The 20,514-nt window shown below is 74.8% G+C and carries 17 protein-coding genes, 3 tRNA genes and 1 pseudogene; 2 read left to right on the top strand and 19 right to left on the bottom strand.

Going from position 1 to position 20,514, the window contains the following annotated elements; translation table 11 throughout:
* Positions 1 to 126 precede the first annotated feature (126 nt).
* The 12 genes and pseudogenes from GQS52_RS17655 to GQS52_RS17710 form a co-directional block, all read right to left on the bottom strand.
* Positions 127 to 199, bottom strand: a tRNA-Lys gene (locus GQS52_RS17655).
* 88 nt (positions 200 to 287) lie between these two features.
* Complete coding sequence (locus GQS52_RS17660) at positions 288 to 1,316, bottom strand: MFS transporter (protein ID WP_182314348.1); 1,029 nt, start codon at positions 1,314 to 1,316, stop codon at positions 288 to 290.
* 229 nt (positions 1,317 to 1,545) lie between these two features.
* Positions 1,546 to 1,618, bottom strand: a tRNA-Lys gene (locus GQS52_RS17665).
* Positions 1,619 to 1,829: 211 nt separating this feature from the next.
* Complete coding sequence (gene ehuA / locus GQS52_RS17670) at positions 1,830 to 2,636, bottom strand: ectoine/hydroxyectoine ABC transporter ATP-binding protein EhuA (RefSeq protein ID WP_182314349.1); 807 nt, start codon at positions 2,634 to 2,636, stop codon at positions 1,830 to 1,832.
* Positions 2,623 to 3,276, bottom strand: a complete 654-nt coding sequence (gene ehuD, locus GQS52_RS17675; RefSeq protein ID WP_182314350.1) for an ectoine/hydroxyectoine ABC transporter permease subunit EhuD — start codon at positions 3,274 to 3,276, stop codon at positions 2,623 to 2,625. Before ehuD ends, ehuA begins: the two co-directional genes overlap by 14 nt.
* 91 nt (positions 3,277 to 3,367) lie before the next feature.
* Positions 3,368 to 4,012 (bottom strand): annotated as a pseudogene (gene ehuC, locus GQS52_RS17680) (ectoine/hydroxyectoine ABC transporter permease subunit EhuC); the annotation flags it as partial.
* Complete coding sequence (gene ehuB / locus GQS52_RS17685) at positions 4,009 to 4,932, bottom strand: ectoine/hydroxyectoine ABC transporter substrate-binding protein EhuB (protein WP_182314351.1); 924 nt, start codon at positions 4,930 to 4,932, stop codon at positions 4,009 to 4,011. The pseudogene ehuC and the gene ehuB, both read right to left, overlap by 4 nt.
* Before the next feature lie 128 nt (positions 4,933 to 5,060).
* Positions 5,061 to 6,341, bottom strand: a complete 1,281-nt coding sequence (locus GQS52_RS17690; RefSeq protein ID WP_182314352.1) for an aminotransferase class III-fold pyridoxal phosphate-dependent enzyme — start codon at positions 6,339 to 6,341, stop codon at positions 5,061 to 5,063.
* Positions 6,342 to 6,596: 255 nt separating this feature from the next.
* A complete protein-coding gene (locus GQS52_RS17695) occupies positions 6,597 to 7,223 on the bottom strand; it encodes an ATP/GTP-binding protein (RefSeq protein ID WP_182314353.1) in 627 nt (208 codons plus the stop codon).
* Positions 7,207 to 7,584 carry a DUF742 domain-containing protein gene (locus GQS52_RS17700; protein ID WP_182314354.1) on the bottom strand — a complete coding sequence of 126 codons (378 nt, stop codon included), beginning with the start codon at positions 7,582 to 7,584 and terminating at the stop codon, positions 7,207 to 7,209. The genes GQS52_RS17695 and GQS52_RS17700 overlap by 17 nt, the downstream gene beginning before the upstream one ends.
* Positions 7,581 to 7,988, bottom strand: coding sequence for a roadblock/LC7 domain-containing protein (locus tag GQS52_RS17705; protein WP_182314355.1), 408 nt, complete (start codon positions 7,986 to 7,988; stop codon positions 7,581 to 7,583). The genes GQS52_RS17700 and GQS52_RS17705 overlap by 4 nt, the downstream gene beginning before the upstream one ends.
* On the bottom strand, positions 7,985 to 9,637 hold the full coding sequence (locus GQS52_RS17710; protein ID WP_182314356.1) for an ATP-binding protein: 1,653 nt from the start codon (positions 9,635 to 9,637) through the stop codon (positions 7,985 to 7,987). Before GQS52_RS17710 ends, GQS52_RS17705 begins: the two co-directional genes overlap by 4 nt.
* Positions 9,638 to 10,086: 449 nt before the next feature.
* Here GQS52_RS17710 and GQS52_RS17715 point away from each other — a divergent pair, with 449 nt between their 5' ends.
* Complete coding sequence (locus tag GQS52_RS17715) at positions 10,087 to 11,175, top strand: LLM class flavin-dependent oxidoreductase (RefSeq protein WP_259370837.1); 1,089 nt, start codon at positions 10,087 to 10,089, stop codon at positions 11,173 to 11,175.
* Here GQS52_RS17715 and GQS52_RS17720 read toward each other — a convergent pair.
* Entirely contained in the window at positions 11,160 to 13,115 is a 1,956-nt protein-coding gene (locus tag GQS52_RS17720; RefSeq protein ID WP_182314358.1) for an EAL domain-containing protein, read from the bottom strand. The two genes, GQS52_RS17715 and GQS52_RS17720, sit on opposite strands and share 16 nt — an antisense overlap.
* Before the next feature lie 337 nt (positions 13,116 to 13,452).
* On the opposite strand from GQS52_RS17720, the gene GQS52_RS17725 reads away from it, so the two are divergent.
* On the top strand, positions 13,453 to 14,706 hold the full coding sequence (locus GQS52_RS17725; protein ID WP_182314359.1) for a M6 family metalloprotease domain-containing protein: 1,254 nt from the start codon (positions 13,453 to 13,455) through the stop codon (positions 14,704 to 14,706).
* Between the two features lie 156 nt (positions 14,707 to 14,862).
* Here GQS52_RS17725 and GQS52_RS17730 read toward each other — a convergent pair.
* The 6 genes from GQS52_RS17730 to GQS52_RS17755 all read right to left on the bottom strand — a co-directional run bounded on the left by GQS52_RS17730 (position 14,863) and on the right by GQS52_RS17755 (position 20,371).
* A tRNA-Lys gene (locus tag GQS52_RS17730) sits at positions 14,863 to 14,935 on the bottom strand.
* A gap of 52 nt (positions 14,936 to 14,987) precedes the next feature.
* Positions 14,988 to 15,617, bottom strand: coding sequence for a bifunctional DNA primase/polymerase (locus GQS52_RS17735; RefSeq protein ID WP_182314360.1), 630 nt, complete (start codon positions 15,615 to 15,617; stop codon positions 14,988 to 14,990).
* A 177-nt stretch (positions 15,618 to 15,794) separates the two neighbouring features.
* Complete coding sequence (locus GQS52_RS17740; protein ID WP_182314361.1) at positions 15,795 to 16,139, bottom strand: hypothetical protein; 345 nt, start codon at positions 16,137 to 16,139, stop codon at positions 15,795 to 15,797.
* Between the two features lie 73 nt (positions 16,140 to 16,212).
* A complete protein-coding gene (locus GQS52_RS17745) occupies positions 16,213 to 17,502 on the bottom strand; it encodes an AAA domain-containing protein (protein ID WP_259371141.1) in 1,290 nt (429 codons plus the stop codon).
* 98 nt (positions 17,503 to 17,600) lie between these two features.
* Positions 17,601 to 19,232 carry a hypothetical protein gene (locus GQS52_RS17750; RefSeq protein ID WP_259370838.1) on the bottom strand — a complete coding sequence of 544 codons (1,632 nt, stop codon included), beginning with the start codon at positions 19,230 to 19,232 and terminating at the stop codon, positions 17,601 to 17,603.
* A complete protein-coding gene (locus GQS52_RS17755) occupies positions 19,223 to 20,371 on the bottom strand; it encodes a hypothetical protein (protein ID WP_182316535.1) in 1,149 nt (382 codons plus the stop codon). Before GQS52_RS17755 ends, GQS52_RS17750 begins: the two co-directional genes overlap by 10 nt.
* Positions 20,372 to 20,514 lie beyond the last annotated feature (143 nt).

The following is a 20,514-nucleotide window of genomic DNA, read 5'->3' on the forward strand; positions in this document are numbered from 1 at the left end:
CGGCCGCAGGCGGCGACGGCAGTCAGGGCCGCCACCGCCGCCGCGGTCCGGGCAAGCCTCCTCGGACAGCGAGTGTGCGGGAACGGCGAAGGCCCCCCGTCGGTGACGGAGGGCCTTCGTGTCGTGTGCGCCGCCAGGGACTCGAACCCCGAACCCGCTGGTTAAGAGCCAGCTGCTCTGCCAGTTGAGCTAGCGGCGCTCGCTGACAACGAGAGAAGCCTACCCGATTCCGGGGAGTGCTCGCGCACACGGCGGGGCGGCCGCGCGGCCCGGCCGGCGGACGCGGGCTACGCCTCGCCCGGACCGGGGCCCGGACCGGGTTCGTCGCCGGGCGTGGTGCCGGGCGTGGCGTCCCGACCGGTCTCCGGGGCGGTCTCCGGGGCGGTGTACGGGGCGGTCTCCGGGCCGGCCTCCCGGCCGGTGCCCGGGGCGGGCCGGGGGCGGCGGGGCATGAGGAAGTACGCCAGGACCGCCACGGCCAGCGGTGCGAGGGCCACGGTCAGCATCGTGAGCCTGACGGCGTTCGTGAAGTCCAGGTCCAGCGCGAGTCCCGACACCTGCCGGACGAGGTTGGGGTCGTATCCGGGCGAGCCCGGGGCGTTCGCCATCGAGCTCCTCGCCGCGTCCACGGCCTGCTCGCCCTGCCGTGCGGACAGCCCGCGGGACTCGGCGTCCGCCAGCCACTCCTTCCGGAAGAAGAGGTCGAGCAGCAGGATGTAGACCGTCGGTCCGAGGGCGTAGCCGGTCATGCCGAAGGTGGGCTGCACGGCGGCCACGGACCCGGCCTTCCCCTGCGGGGCGTGCGCGAGGATCGTGTCGGAGACGGGCGTGGACGTGACGAAGGCGCCGAGGTTGCACGTCCAGGTGGCGAGGACGAGGAGCCACAGCGCCATCGTGGGCGAGACGGTTCCCGCCAGCACCAGGGTGCTCGCGACGAGCATCAGCAGGCCGGTGATCATCACCGGCCGGGCGGTGCGGCTCGCGACGGCGCGCCCGGCGAGGACGCTGGCACCCGCGATCACCAGGGTGCCCGGCAGGTAGAGCAGGCCGACCTGCTCCGGGGTCAGCGCCATTACGGCGCCGCCGAACAGCCCGAGCACCACTCCCAGCCCCGCGGAGAGGAAGTCGAGGGTCAGGACGGCCCGCGACAGGTTCAGGGTGAGCATCAGCGGGTCGACGGCCGTGACCGAGTAGGCGAGTGAGAGGCCCAGGACGGTGAGGAGGGTCCGGCCCGTCAGCCGGGGGCGGGGACCGTCGTCCTCCTCCGCCGTCCCCGCCGCCGGCGTGCCGGGGGCGGCCGTGTGACGTCGGCGCATGCGCGGCTCCTTCCGGGCGGGCGCGGGGCCGCCCCGGGGCCGCGGGGTCCGCGGCCCCCGCGGGGTGCGGGGGACCGGGCCCCGCGGCGGTTCGGGGCACTGCCCCAACGTAAGCCGGACGGGCCGCCCGCGCAGTCCGCGGAAGCACGGGCGCGGGTACGGGGTGCGGGTGCACGGGCGCGGGAACGGCGAAGGCCCTCCGTCGGTGACGGAGGGCCTTCGTGTCGTGTGCGCCGCCAGGGACTCGAACCCCGAACCCGCTGGTTAAGAGCCAGCTGCTCTGCCAGTTGAGCTAGCGGCGCTCGCTGACGGGAAAATACTACCCGGTCCGCGGGGGTGCTCCGCACCGCGTCGCACCGCGTCCGGCCCGCGGGTTTCCGCGCGGCCGGGGCGGGGCCGGGAGGCCTGGCCGGGGGCCGGGCGGCGTGGCCGTGCTCGTGCACGGGGCCGCGCCGCCCCGGCGTGCGCCTCCGGCATGCGCCCTCCGGCGGGGCGCCGTTCGCCGGTGCCCCGCTAGAGGACGGCGCTGAGGAACTCCTGGGTGCGGGGGTTGTCCGGGTCGGTGAAGATCTTCTCCGGCGGCCCGGACTCGATCACCCGTCCGCGGTCGAACATCAGCACCTTGTCGGAGATGTCGCGGGCGAAGTTCATCTCGTGGGTGACGGCCACCATGGTGATGTCGGTGCTGCGGGCGATGTCCCGCAGCAGGTCCAGCACGCCGGCGACCAGTTCGGGGTCGAGCGCGGAGGTGACCTCGTCGAGCAGCAGCACCTGGGGCCGCATGGCCAGGGCCCGGGCGATGGCCACCCGCTGCTGCTGGCCGCCGGACAGCCGCGTGGGGTAGGCGTCGGCCTTGTCGGACAGGCCGACCATCTCCAGCAGTTCTCTGGCGCGCGCCTCGGCCTCGTCCTTGTCCATCCCCAGGACGTGGACGGGGGCCTCGGTGATGTTCCGCAGCACCTTCATGTTGGGGAAGAGGTTGAACTGCTGGAAGACCATGCCGATGCGCTTGCGCACCTCGCGGACGTGCTTCTCCCCGGCCGGGACGAGTTTCCCGTCCTTCTCCTCGTGGGTGAGGTAGTCGCCGGCGACCCTGATGGTGCCCTCGTCGGGTTTGATCAGGGTCATCAGCAGCCGCAGGATCGTGGTCTTGCCCGAGCCGGACGGGCCGATCAGGGTGACGTGCTTGCACGGGTCGACGGTGAAGTCCAGGTGGTCCAGGACCACGTTGTCGCCGAACCGCTTGGTGACCCCGTCGAAGCGGATCAGTTCGCCGCCGTCGGCGGCCGGGGTCGCGGGGGTGGGGTCAGTAGCTGGCAAGACGGCGCTCCAGGGCTCGCAGCATCAGGGAGGTCGGGTAGGACAGGAGGATGAAGGCGATGCCCACGACGGTGAACGGCTCGACGTACTGGAAGGTCTGCGCGCCGAAGAGCCGGGCCTCCTGCAGCATCTCCAGCACGGTGATCGCCGCGAGCAGCGGGGTCTCCTTGAAGATCGCGATCACGTAGTTGCCCAGGGCCGGCACGACGCGGCGCACCGCCTGCGGCAGGACGACCGCCTTCCAGGTGTGCAGGCGCGGCAGGCCGAGCGCGACGGCCGCCTCCCACTGCCCCCTCGGCACCCCGTCGATGCCGGCCCGGTACACCTCGGCGGTGTACGTCGAGTAGTGCAGGCCGAGCGCGATCACGCCGGTGACCAGCGGCGACGCCTGGACCCCCCACACGGGCAGCACGTAGAAGAAGAAGAACAGCTGGACCAGCAGCGGGGTGTTGCGCACGAACTCGGTGACCACGCCCACCGGCCAGCGCACGAAGCGGGTCGGCGAGCGCAGGGCCAGCGCCCACACCAGGCCGAGGGCGAAGGCGAGCAGCGAGCCCAGCAGGGTCGCCTGGAGGGTGACCACCAGGCCGTCGAGCAGGCGCGGCATGAAGTCGGCGACGGCCGACCAGTCCCAGTTCACTGAGCCCCTCCCGCGGTCGTGGCGATGCTGTCCGGCGACGTCTTCTCACGGACGGCGAGCCTGGCGGCGAGGCCGCCGGTGCGGTCCGGCCCCGGCCGATCCCCGCCTTGGCCCGGCTCTCCAGGACCCGCATCCCGCGGGTGAAGAGGAAGGCGAGGACGAAGTACATCACCAGCACGATCGTGTAGACCTGCGCGCTCTCGCCGGTGGCCAGGCGCACCAGCTGGGCGCCGAAGGCGATGTCCCCGACACCCATGATCGACACCAGGGAGGTGCCCTTGAGCAGCTCGATCAGCAGGTTGTTGAAGGGCGGCATCATCTCGGGGACCGCCTGCGGGAGCAGGATCCGGCGCAGCCGCTGCCAGGGGGAGAAGCTCAGGGCGACGCCCGCCTCCTGCTGGGCCGCGGGCACCGCGGCCAGGGCGCCGCGCACGATCTCCGATGCGTAGGCGCCGTAGGACAGGCCCAGGGCCAGGGTCGCCGCCCACATCGGGACCAGCTGCCAGCCGGCGAACGGCGGCAGCACGAAGAACAGCCAGAACATCAGCACCAGGGCGGAGGTGCCGCGGAAGGCCTCCATGTACACGCCCGACAGGAAGCGCACGGTCCAGTGCCGCGAGGTGCGGGCGATGCCGACGACGAATCCGACCACGGCGGCGAGCACGGCACTGAGGACCGTCAGCTGGACGGTCACCCACACGCCCGACAGGAGGATTTCCCACAGACCCGCTGTCATGAGCACAGCTCCTCGGCGGTCAGGTCGGTCATCTCGGTCTCGGTGAAGCCGAAGGGCCTGACCAGGCGGAGCAGTTCGCCGCTCTTCTTCATTCTGTGCAGCTCGGTGTTGAAGGCGTCGCGCAGCCGGGTCTCGTCGGGACGGAAGGCGAAGCCGCCCGCCCCGCGGGCCGGTTCGCCGCCGACCTCGGGGACGAAGGGCTCGGTCATCTCGACCTTCTTGCTCCCCGTCTGCCGGATGACGTTGCGGACCGTCAGGCTGGTGCCGGCGAAGGCGTCGGCGCGGCCCTGTTCGACGGCGAGCAGGCCGGCCAACTGGTCGGGGTAGATGGATATCTCCTTGCGCGGGATGCCCGCGTCGACCGCGTAGTCGATCTCGGCGTAGGCGCTTCCGCTGGCGAGCTTGGCCCCGGTGCGCCTGACGTCGGCGTAGGTCCGCAGGTTCTTCGGGTTGCCCTTGCGGACGATGAAGGCGTCCATCACCTCGTAGTCCGGGTCCGCGAAGATCACCTGGGCGCACCGGTCGGGGTTGATGAACATGCCGGCCGAGATCACGTCGAACTGCTGGGAGTTCAGGCCGGGGATGAGAGAGGCGAACTCGGTCGGCACCGGCTGGACCTTCGGCACCCCCAGGCGCTGGAAGATCGCCCTGGCCAGCACGGGCGCCTCGCCGGTGAGTTCGCCGTCCTTGTCGATGTAGCCGAAGGGGACCTCGCCGGCGATTCCCAGCCGCACCGTGCCCAGCTTGCGCAGCCGCTCCAGGAGGTTGCCGCCGTCGGTGCCCGATGCGGTGGGGACCCGGCCGCAGCCGGCCGCCCCGGCCGCGCCGAGGAGGCCGAGGGCCGCCCCGCCGCGCAGCAGGGTCCTCCGGCCCACGGCCGCGGGTGGCCGCTGTCTGTGGAGTTTCGTTCGGTACCGCATGCCCTCCATCGGGTTTCACCGGACATGTCCCGGGTAGACGTGCCCGCTGTCGGCGCCCGGCTACCCGGGAACAGCCGTTCCACACCCGGTGGATGGGTACTCTCTTCAACTTTTTCCCTGCCGGTCTCTCAATCCTTGGACGGAACGGTGGCCGCCGCGACCGCCTCCGCCCACACCTCCAGGGCCCGGTCGACCTGTTCACCCGTCACCACCAGCGGCGGGATCATCCGCACCACGTTCCCGTACGCGCCGCAGGTCAGGAGCAGCAGGTCGCGCTCCTCGGCCTGCTGCCGGACCCACGCCGCGGTCTCCGGGGCGGGGCGCCCGTCGGCGTCGGTGAACTCCGAGGCGCACATCAGCCCGAGCCCGCGGACGTCGGCCACGGCGGGGTGGACGGCGGCGACCTCGCGCAGGCCGGCCAGCAGCCGCTCCCCCTGCGCGGCCGCGTTCTCCACCAGCCCCTCCCGCTCCACCACCTCCAGGGTGGCGACGGCCGCCGCGCAGGCCACCGCGTTGCCGCCGTAGGTCCCGCCCTGGGAGCCGGGCCGCGCCCTCGCCATCAGCTCCTCCGGCGCGGCGATCGCGGACAGCGGGAAGCCGCTGGCCAGGCCCTTGGCGGTGATCAGGACGTCCGGGAGGGTGCGCCCGTCCTCCGGGGCGAAGTGCTGGTGCCCCCAGAACCGTCCGGTGCGGCCCACCCCGGTCTGCACCTCGTCCAGGACCAGCAGGATCCCGTGCCGGTCCGCCCGCTCGCGCAGGCCCGTCAGGAAGCGGGCGTCGGCCGGGACACAGCCGCCCTCCCCGAGCACCGGCTCCACGACGAACGCGGCCGTGTCGGACGGCGCGCTCACCGTCGCCAGCAGGTGGTCCAGCTCCTCCAGCGCGAAGTCCGCCGCCCGCTCCTGCGTCCACCCGTACCGGAAGGCGGCGGGGAACGGCGCTACCACCACCCCCGGCATCATCGGGCCGATCCCGGCGCGGAACTTCGTCGACGAGGTGGTCATCGCGGCCGCGCCCATGGTCCGGCCGTGGAAGGAGCCCTGGAAGACGACGACGTTCTGCCGTCCGGTGGCGTGCCGGGCCAGACGCACGGCGGCCTCCACCGCCTCGCTGCCGGAGTTGGCGTAGAAGAGGGAGTCCAGGCCCTCGGGCAGCACCCCGCCCAGCCGCTCGGTGAGGGTGAGCAGGGGGCGGTGGAGGACGGTCGTGTACTGGCCGTGGACGAGGGAGGCGGTCTGCTCCTGGGCGGCCCGCACCACGTGCGGGTGGCAGTGGCCGGTGCTGGTGACCCCGATGCCCGAGGTGAAGTCCAGGTAGGCCCGGCCCCGGTCGTCGTACAGGTGGACGCCCTCGCCGCGGACGGCGAGGACGCCGGTGGCCTGCTTCAGGCGGGGGGAGAGTGCAGCCATGGCGGTGGCCTCCAGAGCGTCGTGGGGTTGTCGGCGACCTGTGCCTCATGCAAACACGGATCGGTGGTCAAGTCCACGAACTGCCATGGAACGCCAGGAGAGTTGGCATACCTGGGTAAATGGTGCAACGGGGACGGCCGGTGGGGCCGGTGCGGACGGCGGGGCCCGCCGGGAGCGCCGGGTTCCCCGGGCAGGGGTTCCGGGCAGAGGGCTCCTGCCCGGAACCCCCGCCCGGAACCCCCGCCCGGGACCTCCTCAGTTTCTGCCGGGGGCGGACGAGCCGGCCCGGAGCCGCTCCGCCTCGCGGGCCTCGGCCCGCGCCTGCACGTGCTCCAGGAGCGTCAGCAGGACCTCCTTGCTGTCCTGCCGCTCCCGCGCGTCGCACAGCAGCACCGGGACGTCCGGGTCCACGTCCAGCGCCGCGCGCACCGCGTCCGGCGTCGTGTCGCGCCGCCCGTGGAAGCAGTTGACCGCCACCGCGAACGGGATCCCGCGCTGCTCGAAGAAGTCGACCGAGGCGAAGCTGGACTCCAGCCGGCGGGTGTCGGCGAGCACGATGCCGCCGAGCGCACCCGTGGCCAGGTCGTCCCACATGAACCAGAAGCGGTACTGGCCGGGGGTGCCGAACAGGTAGAGGACCAGGTCCGGGCTGATCGTGATGCGCCCGAAGTCCAGGGCCACCGTGGTGGTCGTCTTCTCCTCCACGCCCGCCAGGTCGTCCACGCCCAGGCTGGCGCCCGTCATCAACTCCTCGGTCTCCAGGGGGGCGATCTCGCTGACGGAGCCGACCAGCGTGGTCTTGCCCACGCCGAAACCCCCCGCCACCAGGATCTTCACCGCGGTCGGGACGTCCTGCGACGCCCGCTCAGAGCCTTCGTACACCTTCGATCACCGCCTGCAGCAGTCGTATGTCCGGGGTGTCCACCTGCATCGGCGCCCGGACCAGCACCGTGCCGCTGTCGACCAGGTCGCCGAGCAGCACCTTCACCACGCTCACCGGAAGGTCCAGCCGTCCGGCGATCTCCGCGACGGCCATCGCCCGGTCGCGGCACAGCTCGACGATCGCGGCCGGCTCGGGGTCCAGCCGGTCGGTGCCGGCCCCGGGGTCGCGGGTGACGACCAGGGTGATGAGGGTGAAGTCGCTGCGCGACGGCCGGGTCCGTCCCCCGGTGATGGCGTAGGGCCGCACCAGGTGGCCCTCCTCCGCGCCCGGCCGGTCGCCGTGGTGGGGGGGTCCGGTCATGCGCCCTCGTTGCGGGGAGCGGCACTGAGGAAACGGCCCACCTGGGTGACCAGCATGTTCATCTCGTAGGCGATCAGCCCGGCGTCCACGTTCTCACCGGCGATGACGGCCAGGCGCGCCCCGCGGCCGGCGTCGGTGACGAACAGGAACAGCCGCTCCAGCTCGATGACCGTCTGCCGGACGCCGCCGCCGTCGAAGTGCTTGCCCACGCCGCGCGCCAGGCTCTGCAGACCGGAGGCGACCGCGGCCAGGTGCTCGGCGCCTGCCTGCTGCAGGCCGCTGGAGCGGGCCACCGGCAGCCCGTCCTCGGAGAGGACGACCGCGTGCCGGGTCTCGGGGACCTGGGAGACGAGGTTGTCCAGCAGCCAGCCCAGCTCACCGGTGGGACGGTCCTGATCGGTCATGGTTGATCCTTCTGTGCGTGCGGGGGGTTCGGGGTGGCGTCGCCGCCACCCGCGTCGGCGTCGCGGGCGCGCCGGGTGGCCGCCTGGATGGCGGCCATGCGAGCCCGCGACGCCTCCGGCGACAGCTCGGGGGCGGGTTGCGCTCCCCGGCCGGGCCGTTCGTCGTTCGTCCCCCGTCCCGCCCAGGCCTCGGCCTCGGCGGCCTGCCGCAGCTGCACGGCCAGGCTCGCCTGCTTCACCCGCTTGGGCAGCACCTCGGGCGTGACCGGCTCGTCCGCCGGGCCGTCGGGGGCGGGGCGGGCGGGGTACGCGCCGCCGGACGCGGGCGCCGACGGGGGGACGGGTGCGGCGTAGGCCTCGTAGAAGCCCTGCGCGTTCTGCGCCTCCTGCGTGTTCTGCGCGGCCTGCGTGTTCCGTGCGTCCTGCGGACCGCGACCGGGGTGGGCCGCTTCGGGGTTCCGCGGCGCCGGCGCCTGCTGCGCCTCCCACGGCGAGGAGCTCTGCCCGTGGGGCGCGGCAGGAGTGGCGGGCGCTGTGCCGGCCGCGCCCCGGCCCCCGGCCGCGGGCTGCGACGGCCGGACGTGGGAGGGCTGCTCCCCGGGCCCGGCGGCGTGCGCCCCGGCGGAGGCGGGTGCGGAGGGGGCCGGGGCGGGTGCCGCGGCGGGACGTCCGGCGGTCGTGCGGCCGGTGTCCGCGCGGGGCTGTTCCAGGAGGGCCTGCGGCAGCAGCACGATGGCCAGCGTGCCGCCGTAGGGCGAGCGGCGCAGCGAGACGCCGATGCCGTGCCGGCGGGCGAGCCGCGCGACGACGTGCGCACCGAGCCGGGGGTCGTCGCCCACCGGGCCGCCCGGGGAGTCGGAGGTGTCGGAGAGCAGCGCGTTCAGCCGCAGCATCTCCTCCTCGGACATGCCCAGACCCCGGTCCTCCACCTCGACGACCAGTCCGTTGGCGACCTCGTGCGCGGTGAGGTGCACCTGGGTGTGCGGCGGCGAGAACGACGTGCCGTTCTCCAGCAGCTCGGCGATCAGGTGCACCACGTCGGCGACGGCGCGGCCGGCCACGGTCGTCCGGGGGACCGTGCCGATCTTGACCCGGGTGTACTCCTCGGTCTCGGACACGGCACTGCGCAGGATGCTCGTCAGCGCGACGCCGCTGCGCCACTGCCGGGCCGGCAGGTCGCCGCCGAGGATCACGAGGTTCTCGGCGTGCCGGCGCATGCGCGTCGACAGGTGGTCGACGGCGAACAGCTCCTCCAGCAGGTCGGGGTCCTCGTGCTTGCGCTCCATCGTGTCGAGCATGGCGATCTGGCGGTGGATCAGGATCTGCGTCCGGCGGGCCAGGTGCAGCAGGACCTTGCGGGAGTTCTCGCGCACCTCGGCGAGCTCCTCGTTGTGTCGTGCGGTGAGGGCCATCTCGTTCGCGGTGGTCTCGAGGTGGTCCAGGCTCTGCATGGTGGCCCGGCGCAGGTGCCGGCCGCGGACGAGCAGGAAGCCCACCCCCGCCGCCGCGATCACGGTGGCGACCCAGACCCGGGCGGACTCGCCCTCCTCGGCGTGGTGCGGGACGGTGGCCAGCCAGAGGCCTGCGATCGCTGCGGCGGGAACCAGGGAGGAGAGGAGGAGCGCCACCCGGAGGGCTGCGCGGTCCACGGGGCGGGGACCCTGTCGGGGGTCGCGTGTGCCTGGCATCTGATTCCTCGACGGCGTGGGGGCTGGCAGTGGAACTGGGGGCGGCCGTCCGGCCTCGGAACCTACCAGCCCGCAGCGGAGATGATCACATCAAAGTCGGCGGTTGTGTAGGCGCCGGGAGGCGCCGGAGACAGGTAGACGCACAACTGTTGCCTCCGGGGCCCCGGCCGTCACAGGAGGCGCAGGAGTGCCTGCGGAGCGTGGGTGCGGCGGGACGGCGGGGAGGCGGGGTGGGACAGGGGAGGCGGTGCGGCGGGGGCGGATCCGGAAACGGGTTCGGAGGGGGAGTCGCCCGCACGGAGGGTGCCGGACCGGGCCCGGGCGGGATCGGCGGACCGGCCGGAGGAATAACCGGGGGGTGTCCCCGGTTGTACCGGGCCGCGAACGACCCGCCACGAGGAGGCGCCCCGGTGAGCAACGGCAACGGCATCCGCGCGACAGCGCGCGGCACGGCCCCCGTCCCGCTGTCCGTACTGGACCTGGCCACGGTCGGCAGCGGCACGACCGCCGCGCAGGCCCTGCGCACCAGCGTGGAACTGGCCAGGACGGCCGAGACGCACGGCTTCCACCGGTTCTGGGTGGCCGAGCACCACTCCATGCCGGGGATCGCCAGCTCCTCGCCCGCCGTCCTCCTCGCCCACCTGGCGGCGCACACCGGGACGCTGCGTCTCGGCTCGGGCGGGGTGATGCTGCCCAACCACGCCCCGCTGGTGGTCGCCGAGCAGTTCGGCACCCTGGAGGCGCTGGCCCCCGGCCGGATCGACCTCGGCCTGGGCCGCGCGCCCGGGACCGACCGGGCGACCGCCCGCGCGCTGCGCCGCTCCGGGGCGGACGGCTCCGCCGACGACTTCCCGCAGCAGCTCTCGGAACTGGTCCGCTTCCTCGACGACGACTTCCCCGACGGCCACCCGTACTCCCGCATCCACGCGGTCCCCGGGCCGGTCCAGGGCCGGGTCGCCGGAGGGGTGCAGTCCGCGGCCCGGCCCCCGGTCTGGCTCCTGGGGTCCAGCGGGTTCAGCGCGCAACTGGCCGGCTCGCTCGGCCTGCCGTTCTCCTTCGCCCACCACTTCTCGGCGCGCAACACCGTCCCGGCGCTGCGGCTGTACCGGGAGTCCTTCCGGCCCTCCGCGGTGCTGGACGAGCCCTGGGCGATGATCGGCGTCTCCGCGGTGGCCGCCGACAGCCGCGAGGAGGCGCGCCGCGCGGTGCTCTCCGGCGCGGTCTCCATGCTGCGGCTGCGCACCGGACGCCCCGGCCTGGTGCCCACGCCCGGGGAGGCGGAGGCAGTCGTCGCGGAACTCGGGCCGATGGAGGAGGAGTTCGTGGACAGCTGGATGTCCGACATCGTGTACGGCACCGGGGAGGAGGTCCGTGAGGGGCTGGACGCGCTCGCCGCCCGCACCGGCGCCGACGAGCTGATGATCACCGCCAACATCCACGGCCACGAGCCGCGGCTGCGCTCCTACGAGCTGATCGCCAAGGCCTACGGCATGGGCTGAGCGCCCGTGGCGAGGGAGACCCCGGCCGCCCGGTCCGAAGCGGCCGCCCGGCCGGGAGCGGCCGTCCGGTCCGGAGCGGCGGCCCGGTCCGCGGTGGCGGCCCCGTCCGCGGCGGCCCGGTCCGCGGCGGCCCGGGTGCGGTCCGCCGCGGCGGCCTCGTCCAGCAGCTCGCGGATCCGCGCCGCGGGCGCCGGGCGGGCGTAGAACCAGCCCTGTCCGGTGTCGCAGCCGATGGCGTGCAGCCGTTCGGCCTGCTCGCCGGTCTCCACGCACTCGGCGGTGACGGTCAGCCCCAGGTCGTGGGCGAGCCGGACCAGTGCGGTGACGATGGTCTCGTCGGCCGGGTTGGGGTGCTCGGCGGCCTTGAAGCCCTGCACGAACGACCCGTCCAGCTTGAGGGCGGAGACCGGCAGCCGGCTGAGGTAGGCGAGGTTGGAGTAGCCGGTCCCGAAGTCGTCGATCGCGATCCGCACGCCCATCTCGCTGAGCGCGTGCAGGGCCTGCAGGGGCCGGCCGGCCGAGCCCATCACCGCGGACTCGGTGAGCTCCAGCTGCAGCAGGTGCGGCGGCAGTCCGGTCTCCTCCAGGATCGCCGCGGTGTCCGCCACGAGGTCGGAGTCCCACACCTGCCGCACCGCGACGTTGACGCTGACGAAGACGGCCCGCTGCGGGTGGGCGTCGTACCACTCGCGGGCGCGGCGGCAGGACTCGGCGAGCACCCAGCGGCCCAGCGGGACGATGGCCCCGTTCTCCTCGGCCAGTCCGACGAACCGGTCGGGGGAGAGGGTGCCGAACTGCGGGTGGCGCCAGCGCACCAGGGCCTCGACCCCGCGCATCCGGGCGTCGCCGAGACCGACCAGCGGCTGGTACTCCACGGCGAACTCGCCGCGGTCGACGGCCGACCTGAGGGTGCGGGAGAGCTCCTGGCGGGTCACCCGGTGGGCGTTGCGCTCGGGGTCGAAGAGGGTCCAGCGGGCCTTGCCGTCGGCCTTGGCCCAGTACAGCGTCGTGTCCGCGGCCTGCATCAGGCTGGTCGCCGAGGTGCCCGCGGTGGGCCGCTCGACGACGCCGATGCTCGCGGAGACGGCGATCCGCTGGCCGGCGAGGTCGAACGGGCGCTGGAGCGCGGCGAGGACCTCCTCGGCCAGCCGCGCCGCCTGCTCGGTGCCGGAGGAGTCCTCGACGAGCAGGGCGAACTCGTCCCCGCCCAGGCGTGCGACGAGGTGCCCGTCGCGCTCGGTGCAGGCGGTCAGCCGGCGGCCCACGGCGGCCAGCAGGCGGTCGCCGACCCGGTGGCCGAGGGTGTCGTTGACCGCCTTGAAGCCGTCCAGGTCGAGGTAGCACAGGCCGATGCGGGTGGAGCCGGGCTCCTCGGCGAGGACCGCCGCCAGCCGTTCGAAGAAGAGAGTGCGGTTGGGCAGCCGGGTGACCGGGTCGTGCAGCTGCAGGTGCCGCAGCCTGCGCTGCAGGGTGCGGCGTTCGGTGACGTCCTCCACGGCGAGCAGCGCGCAACGGGTGTGCCCGGCCTCGTCCCTGACGGGGGAGAGGGTGATCTCGGCCCAGACCTGGCGGCCGTCGAGGTGCTTGAACCGGCGCGTGCACTGCAGGCGGTCGCGGTGCCCGCGCAGCACCTCGGTCCAGGCGGTCCGGGAGACCGGGTCGTCGCCCAGGCCCACGAGGTCGGCGGCGGGCCGGGAGGCGAGCCGCTCGGGCTCCGAGCCGACGAGCGCGGCGAAGGCCCGGTTGGCCTGGAGGACGCGGCCGTCGAGGTCGGCGAGCGCCATGGCGGCGCCCGCCTCGGTGAAGACGGCGCGGTAGCGCCACAGGTCGGTGCGCGCGGGGACCGGCACCGGAACGTGACGCTCCGTGACCGGCGCGGCGGCCGCGGAGGGCCCGTCGTCCGGACCGACGCCCGGTCCGTCGTCGGATCGTTCCCGCATGGCAGTCGTCTCGCACAGGTAGTGGGGCGGTCGCCGATGGTCCGCGTTCCGCGGAATCCGCGCTGGAAATGTGGCGATCATAGAGGTTCCCGAGTGGACGGTTCCACTGGACCCACGGTGATTCGCGGCACCCGTCGCCCCGCCCGACCGCACCTGTCCTGTCGTAAGAACGAAGTGAACGGAAATGATCGAATACTACGTAGAGTAGTCAGATCTTCTGGTGACCCGGTTGGACCTCCCGGCGTGCGGAGCCCCGCAAAACGTCACAAGGTGGCACACAGGCGGCAAGGTGTGTCGGCCCGACACCGTCCGGGAGGTCGTTGTGCAACAGGCGCGCATGGATTCCCGCGAGTGGGGCCCGGGCCGCCGGGCCTGCGCCGCGCTCACCGCGCTCACCGCGGCCGTCACCTGGTCGGTCTCCACCTCCCAGCCCACCGTCGCCGTCGCCGCGCCGGCGGCCCCCTCCGGCCTCTCCCTCCCCTCCGGCCCCTGCGCGCTGCCCCGGACCGGGGTCCACCACTCCGAGGGGCTCGACTCCTGGCACCCCGACTACCCGGTGCCCCGGGGAGAACTGCGGGTCGCGCTGATCTTCCTGGCCTTCCCCGACTCCGAGCCCCGGCTCTCCCCGGCCCGGCTGGCCGCCGACCACTTCCCCGCCACGCGGGAGTTCTTCCACCGGGCCTCGTACGGCCGGCTCGGCCTGCGCGTCGAGGCCCTGTCGCGCTGGCTCGTCATGCCCCGCCCGTCCGGCGAGTACGGCATCAGCCGGGACTGGGACGCCGGCCTGCGCGACCGCTACCTGCGCGACGCGGTCCGGGCCGCGGACGACCTGCTCGACTTCCGCCGCTACGACATGGTCCACCTCGTCGCCGACCCGGACGCCCCCGGCGTCGACTCCGACGCCACCAAGGTCGTCAACCTCGATCCGCCCCTGACCGCCGACGGGCACGCGATCCGGCGGTTCGGCACGGTGTTCGAGAAGCACCCGCCGGACCACAACGTGCTCGCCCACGAGACCGCCCACGTCTTCGACCTGCCCGACCTGTACTCCCGGCCGCCCGCCGGCAGCAACGCCGACTGGGACACCCACGTCGGGGACTGGGACCTGATGGGCAGCCAGTTCGGCCTCTCGCCGGACCTGCTCGCCTGGCACAAGTGGAAGCTGGGCTGGCTCGACCCCGGCCAGGTCGACTGCGTCTTTGCGCCCGGCACCACCGTCCACCGCGTGACGCCGGTCGAGACCCCGGGCGGGAAAAAAATGGTCGCCGTGCGCACCGGCCCGTCCACCGTCCATGCCCTGGAGGTGCGCAGCACCGCGGGCAACAACGCCACCTCCTGCACCACCGGCGTCCTGGTCTACCGGGTGCGCAACGACCTGGCCTCCGGCGACGGGCCGGTCCGCGTCCTCGACGGCCACCCGCGCACCTCCGCCTGCCGGGGCCGGTCGGTGTACCCCCCGCTCGCCGACGCCCCCCTGCGGCCCGGCGAGACCCTGCGGACCGGCAAGGACGTGGGCGTGACCGTCCGCGTGGAACGCCGCCACCCGGACGGCTCCTACAGCGTCCGTGTCACCCGGGAACGCACCGGCTGACCCGGCGCCGTCCGGCGCCGACGGGAACGCCCCCGCTCCCGGTACCGATGGTCCTCCGGGAGGGTGAGGCCCGCCGCAGCGTGCGGGGGCCGGGGCGCGCCCGTGCGCACGACGAAGAGGGCCCCTCGCTCGCGCGAGGGGCCCTCTTCAGTCTTGTGCGCCGCCAGGGACTCGAACCCCGAACCCGCTGGTTAAGAGCCAGCTGCTCTGCCAGTTGAGCTAGCGGCGCTCGCTGACGTCGTTGACCTTAGCATCCGCGGGCGGCTTGGCAAAAACCGGTTTCACCCCGGGACGGGGGACGGGAAGGGGGAGAGGAGCGGGGCGGGCGCCCGCCCCGGGAAGGAGAGCCGGCCCCGGGCCCCGGGCCCGGCCCCCGCCGACGCCCCGGCGGTCCCGGCGACCCCGGCGACCCCGGCGCGGGCCGCGCGGATGCAGGCCCACAGCAGGACCCCGGGGCCGGGCAGCCACGGGGTGCGGGAACGCGGCGCGACGACCCAGTGGGCCCGCGACCCGGGGGCCGGGATGAGCGGAGGGAGGGAGATCTCGTCGCCCAGGCCGTGACAGAGCGGGGGCGGGACCCGGTCGCCCCACTCCTCCCAGCCCAGCAGCGAGGGGAGGCGGTCGGCGGTGCCGGGGGCGGTGAGGAACGTGAGCCGCCCGCCCTGCCGGGCTGCCGGGCCGGACCCCGGGCCGGCCGTCCACAGCTGGTCCAGGACCCGGCGGCCGAAGAGGGCCGGCAGGCTCACCGCGTCGAACAGCGCGCCGCAGGGCAGGGCGCGCACGGACGAGGGGTCGGCTGACCACAGGGCCACGACGCTGCGCGGGAAGCGGCTCGCCGACGCCAGCCATGCCAGTCCGTCCGGGGTGACGCGCTCGGCCGGTTCCTCCGGGTGTCCGATCCATCCACTCATGGTGACTACGTCTACCCGCCGGAATGTGCAGCGTTGAAGAAAACAGCGAAACGCGTACACGGTTCGTCACGTTCAGCTACCCTGCCCTGCATATGCCACGGGCGTGTGTTCGATCGGGCCGCTCGCGGACGCCACGGACGGGCCCCGGGCCGCCGGCGGGTCCGGCCCCCGGCGGCCTCAGTCCTGCACCGCGCCGTTCCGCAGCAGGACCTGGCCGAACTCCACCATCTTCTTGGCGTAGTCCTCGCTCCACTCCGCCCGCTCGGCGATCCCGGCCAGGGACACCCGGTCGAACCGCTTGGGGTCCGCCAGCTGCGCCGCCGCCATCGCCTGGAACTCCGTGGCCCGGTCCGCGGCCGCGCGGAACGCCAGAGCCAGCTCCGTGGAGCGGTCCAGCAGCCGCCGGGGATCCTCCTCCGACTCCAGGTCGAAGAAGTGCTCGGCCTCGTCCCCGGCGTCGCGCGGCTCGAAGAGCAGCGGCGCCGGCCTCAGGCGGCGCTTCTGCTCCTGCGGCTCCGACATGTGGGTACCTCCAGATTTTCGCGTCGCCTTCCATTGTCCCGCCCGGCGCAAGCGTGCCGTGCGGGCCCGGTGCTCAGGGCCGGTGCGGGACCCGGTGCCGGGCCAGGTGCGCCAGCACCGTGTGGTTCGCCTCCCAGCCGTCCGGGAACTTCACCGTCACCCCCAGCTGCACCGGCTCGGTCGAGGGATGCTCGTCCAGCAGCTCGGCCACCCCCTCCCGGCACACCACGATGCAGGCGTTGCGGTGCCGGGAGGCCAGCACGCACAGCCGCCCGGTCTCCAGGTGGAACGCGGTCGCGTCCGGCCGCCCGGACAACGGGTGCAGCACGACGGTGACGTCGAACTCCCGGCCCTGCAGCCGGTTGGCGGTGTCCACCGCCACCCCCGCGGCCTCCGTGCCGGCCAGCGCGGCGCGCACCGCCGCGGCCTGGTCCCGGTGGGCCGTGCCCACCGCGATCCGGTCCGCCGTCAGCGCCGCGCGCCCCTTCTCGGAGACCGTCGAGCCCCTGCGCTCCAGCAGCCGCCGCACCACCTGCGCCACCGCGGCGACCGCCTCGGGGTCGGTCCGCGGGGTGTGCCGGGCGGGCAGCTCCAGCAGCCCCCAGCCCGACTCGGCGGCCACGTCCAGCACCCGGTCGGGGCCGGAGCCGTCCGAGGCCGCGGAGAAGGACAACCGCCGCTCGCCCTCGCCTGTTCCCGAACGGAACGGGGTGTAGGGGTAGAAGGCCTCGGACACCAGGGGCGCGGCCGAGGCGGGCAGCCGCCAGGAGACCGGCAACCGGTGCTGGGGCAGCCCCGGGTTGTGCGCCAGCAGCGTCACCACCGCGCTGGCCGACGGGTCGTGGCCCAGCCCCGCCCACTGCTCCGCGCCCACCACGCTGAACGGGTCCAGCTGCCCCGGGTCGCCGACGAACAGCGCCCGTTCGAACAGCCCGGCCACGGCCAGCAGCGCGTCCGACCGCATCTGGTACGCCTCGTCCACGATCGCGTACCGCCACGGCTCGGCGTTCTTCACGAACGCCCACTTGGCGGCGGTCGCGATCACCACCTTCTGGCCCAGCAGGTCGGAGACCCTCGCCGACTTCAGCACCGACGGGTGCCGCTCCAGGACCGGGTCCGGCGCGCCGTCGGTGCTGTGCAGCCGGCCGACCGGCAGCTCCGGGTCGGCGGTGGCCAGCCGGTCCGCCAGGTCGTCCACCTGTGCGTTGGTCTGCGCCACGATCATCAGCTGCTCCCCGGCGGCGACCAGCTCGCGCGCCGCGCGGACGACCAGGGTGGACTTGCCGGCACCCGGCGGGGAGTCCACCACGACCCCGCGGTGGGCGCCGTGCAGGGTGTCGTGCAGGATCCGCGCGGTGGCCAGCGCCGCGGCGGCGGCCGGATCCGCCCCGCCCCCGGCGGCCTGTGCGGTGGGCGAGGCCGGTGCGGAGGGGGACGCGGCGGCGGGCGGGCGTGCGGCGGTCACCGGCCGTCCTCCCCGGCGCCCGTGCCCTCGGCCGCGCCCGTGCCCTCGGCCGCGCCCGTGCCCTCGGCCGTCCGCGTGCCCTGGTCGGGCAGTGCGCCCTGCGCGGCGGCCGGCGGGCCGCCGTGCGTCCACGGCGTCGACTCGGGGTCGGGCAGTCCCGGCCCGCCGCGCGGGTTGTGCTCGAACGCGGTGAAGCACACCCGCTCGCCCTCCACCGGCACCGAACCCTCCTCGGGCACCTTGCCCCGCCCCATTCCGTTCACCAGCCGCACCACGATCCGCCCCGGCCCTCCCCGCACGCCCGGTTCCACCGAGACCAGCTGCGCCTCCTGGGTGCGCTCGCCGAGCGCCCGGTACAGCTTCGCGTCCGCGTCCAGGTAGGGCTCGTCGTCGGTCACCACGGTGACCAGGGGGCGGGGCCGGGGCGCCCGCCCCTCCGAGTACGTCATCTCCACCGCGTCCACCACCCCGGCGAAGGCCTCGCCGGCGAGGCGCCGCCCGGCCATCACCAGCGGGTCGTCCAGCGCCTCCTGCGCGTCCAGCCGCACCTGGGCCGTCTCCCGGGACGACAGCTTCTGCGCGGCGGTGACCGCGTCGTCGACCCGGGGCTGCGGGGGCTCGCCGGCCCGCAGCCGGTCCCGGTGCATGGTGTACGACCAGCGGTCGCGCCGCCACCGCTCCTCCACCCGCCGCCCGGCGGGCAGCGCGCGCAGCAGTTCCAGGCCGTCCCACACCCGGTGCCAGGTCGGCTCCAGCTGGCCGCGCACCAGTTCCTCGACCTCCTCGGCCGCCCGCCTCCGCGCGGCGGCGTCCCCGGCGGACCGGGCCGCGTCGTAGCGGCCCATCGCGGGGGCGAGGTGCTTGTTGTCGAACTCCGGGTCGGTGGCCGGGCCGGCCGGCGGGCACACCAGCAGCCCGTCCGGGCGCCGGGCCAGTTCGGCCGCGGCCGCCGCCTCCGCGCCGTCCGTGCCGCCCGGCGGGTCGATCCAGGCCAGCAGCGCCCCCAGGTGCTGGTCCTCCAGGCCGCTCTGGCCGGTGGCCCAGTGGCGGGACAGCAGTCCGGTCATGGACAGCAGCAGCGAGGAGCCCGGGGTCAGCGCGCGCTCGCCCAGGTGGGTGAGCCAGCGGCCCAGCAGGGGCACCCGAGCCGGCACCGGGTGCGGTTCGTCGGGGTCGTCCTCGGCGGTGCGCCGGAAGCGCGTCGACCGGCCCAGCAGCCGCACGTACTCCACGCCCGAGCCGCTGGGGACGATCACCTGGGGGGCGTCCCGGCACAGCTCCACCTCGACCTCGGTCCGCTTGCCGGTGACCGGGTCGGTCTCCTTGCGGAGCTCCGTGTCGACGTCGTCCGCGAACCCCTCCAGGTAGGGCAGCATCCGCTCCGCCAGGCCCGCCAGGAAGGCGAAGCGCAGGTCGCGGTCGCGGGGCTGGGGCACCACCAGCAGTGAGGCGTCGTCCCGGGCCCCGCCGACCATGGCCCCCAGGGGGGCGCCCGTCTCGCCCGCGGTGGTCAGCGGCACGAACACCATCGGGGTGGGCGACAGGTGGCGGTGGCGCACCGTCGTCAGGGGGCGGGCCCGCCCGGCGGCCACGGCCTCGGCCTGCGCCAGAGTGGCCATCAGCGACATGCGACGGCCTCCCGGCCCCGGCCGCCCGGTGCGGCGGCGCCTTTGGGGGCGTGCTCCGCGGCGCCCGGCCGTTCCGCGGGGTCCGCCCCGGCCGGCGCCCCGGCCAGCGCCTCGGCGCGCAGCCGCGCGGCGCGGTGCAGGCGGCGGGCCGCCGGGTCGTCCGGGTCGACCGGGCCGCGGGCCGCCGCCAGGACCTGCTCCACGGTGGTCAGCCCGCCCAGCTCCCCGCGCACCGCGCGCCCCAGGGCCTGCACCGCGCCGCACTGCCGGGCCCGCTCCCGGCAGTGGAAGGCCAACTCGCAGGTGGACAGGCACTCGGGGGAGTAGGCGGCGGGCACCGAGTCCACGGCCGCGGCAAGTTCCCGCGGCGGCCGGGTCGGCGTCCTGCCGTCCTCGGCCGGCCGCAGGTCGAAGGTGGTGCCCTCGGGCAGGGCGGCGGCGATCTCCTCGATGCGGGTGAGACGCGCCAGTTGGCGCCTGGTCACCGAGAGCTGCTTGCGCACGTCCACCGGGGAGGCGGTGGGCAGGTTGGAGAAGTCCCGCGGGCAGACCAGCAGGACGGTCCCGCCCGGCCGGCCGCGGCCGGTGCTCCGGGCCGCCTCCTCCAGGGCCAGGACGTACACGGCCGCCTGGCGCGCCGCCGCGCCCACCTTGGACGGATCGGCCGAACCGTCCAGGATCGGGAACGACTTGACCTCCACCACGGTCCAGGTGCCGTCGGGGTGGACCACCACGGCGTCCGGCTCCAGGTGGACCGGCGAGCCCGCCACGTCCAGCCGCAGCATCGGGTGCTCCAGCAGCGCCCAGCGGCCGGCCGCCGTCGCCTCCGCCAGCGCCAGGCGGGTGCGCTCGGTGCGCCCGGCCGGGCCCGCGGCGTCCAGGTCGGGCAGGTCCACCTCCCCGGTCACCGGCACGCCCAGCCGCTCGCCCAGCAGGCGCAGCAGCTCCGCGCACCGGTCCGCCGTGACCCGGGCCTCGAAGGCGTGGCCGCGGGCGATGGCGAACTGCGACTGGCCGAAGGGCGCCGGACGGCCGATCCGCGACGCGACCGCGGACTTGTCGACCCCGGCGGCGTCGAGTATCGCGCGCCGTCTGCATCCGGGGTTCGTGGCGAGGGCGGCGAGCGCGCGGGCGTCCAGGGGGCGCGGTGCGACCGGCCCGCGGAGTTCGGCGAGCCGGGCCCTGAGCGGTGCCGGCGCCGTCGCCGGGGCCGGTACCGCGGGGGCCGTGCTGTCGGGGTAGGGACTCACCTGCCGCAGTGTCGCATCCCCCACCGACAATC

It is taken from the genome of Streptomyces sp. SCUT-3 (assembly GCF_014083985.1).
Lineage (GTDB): Bacteria > Actinomycetota > Actinomycetes > Streptomycetales > Streptomycetaceae > Streptomyces_H > Streptomyces_H thermolineatus.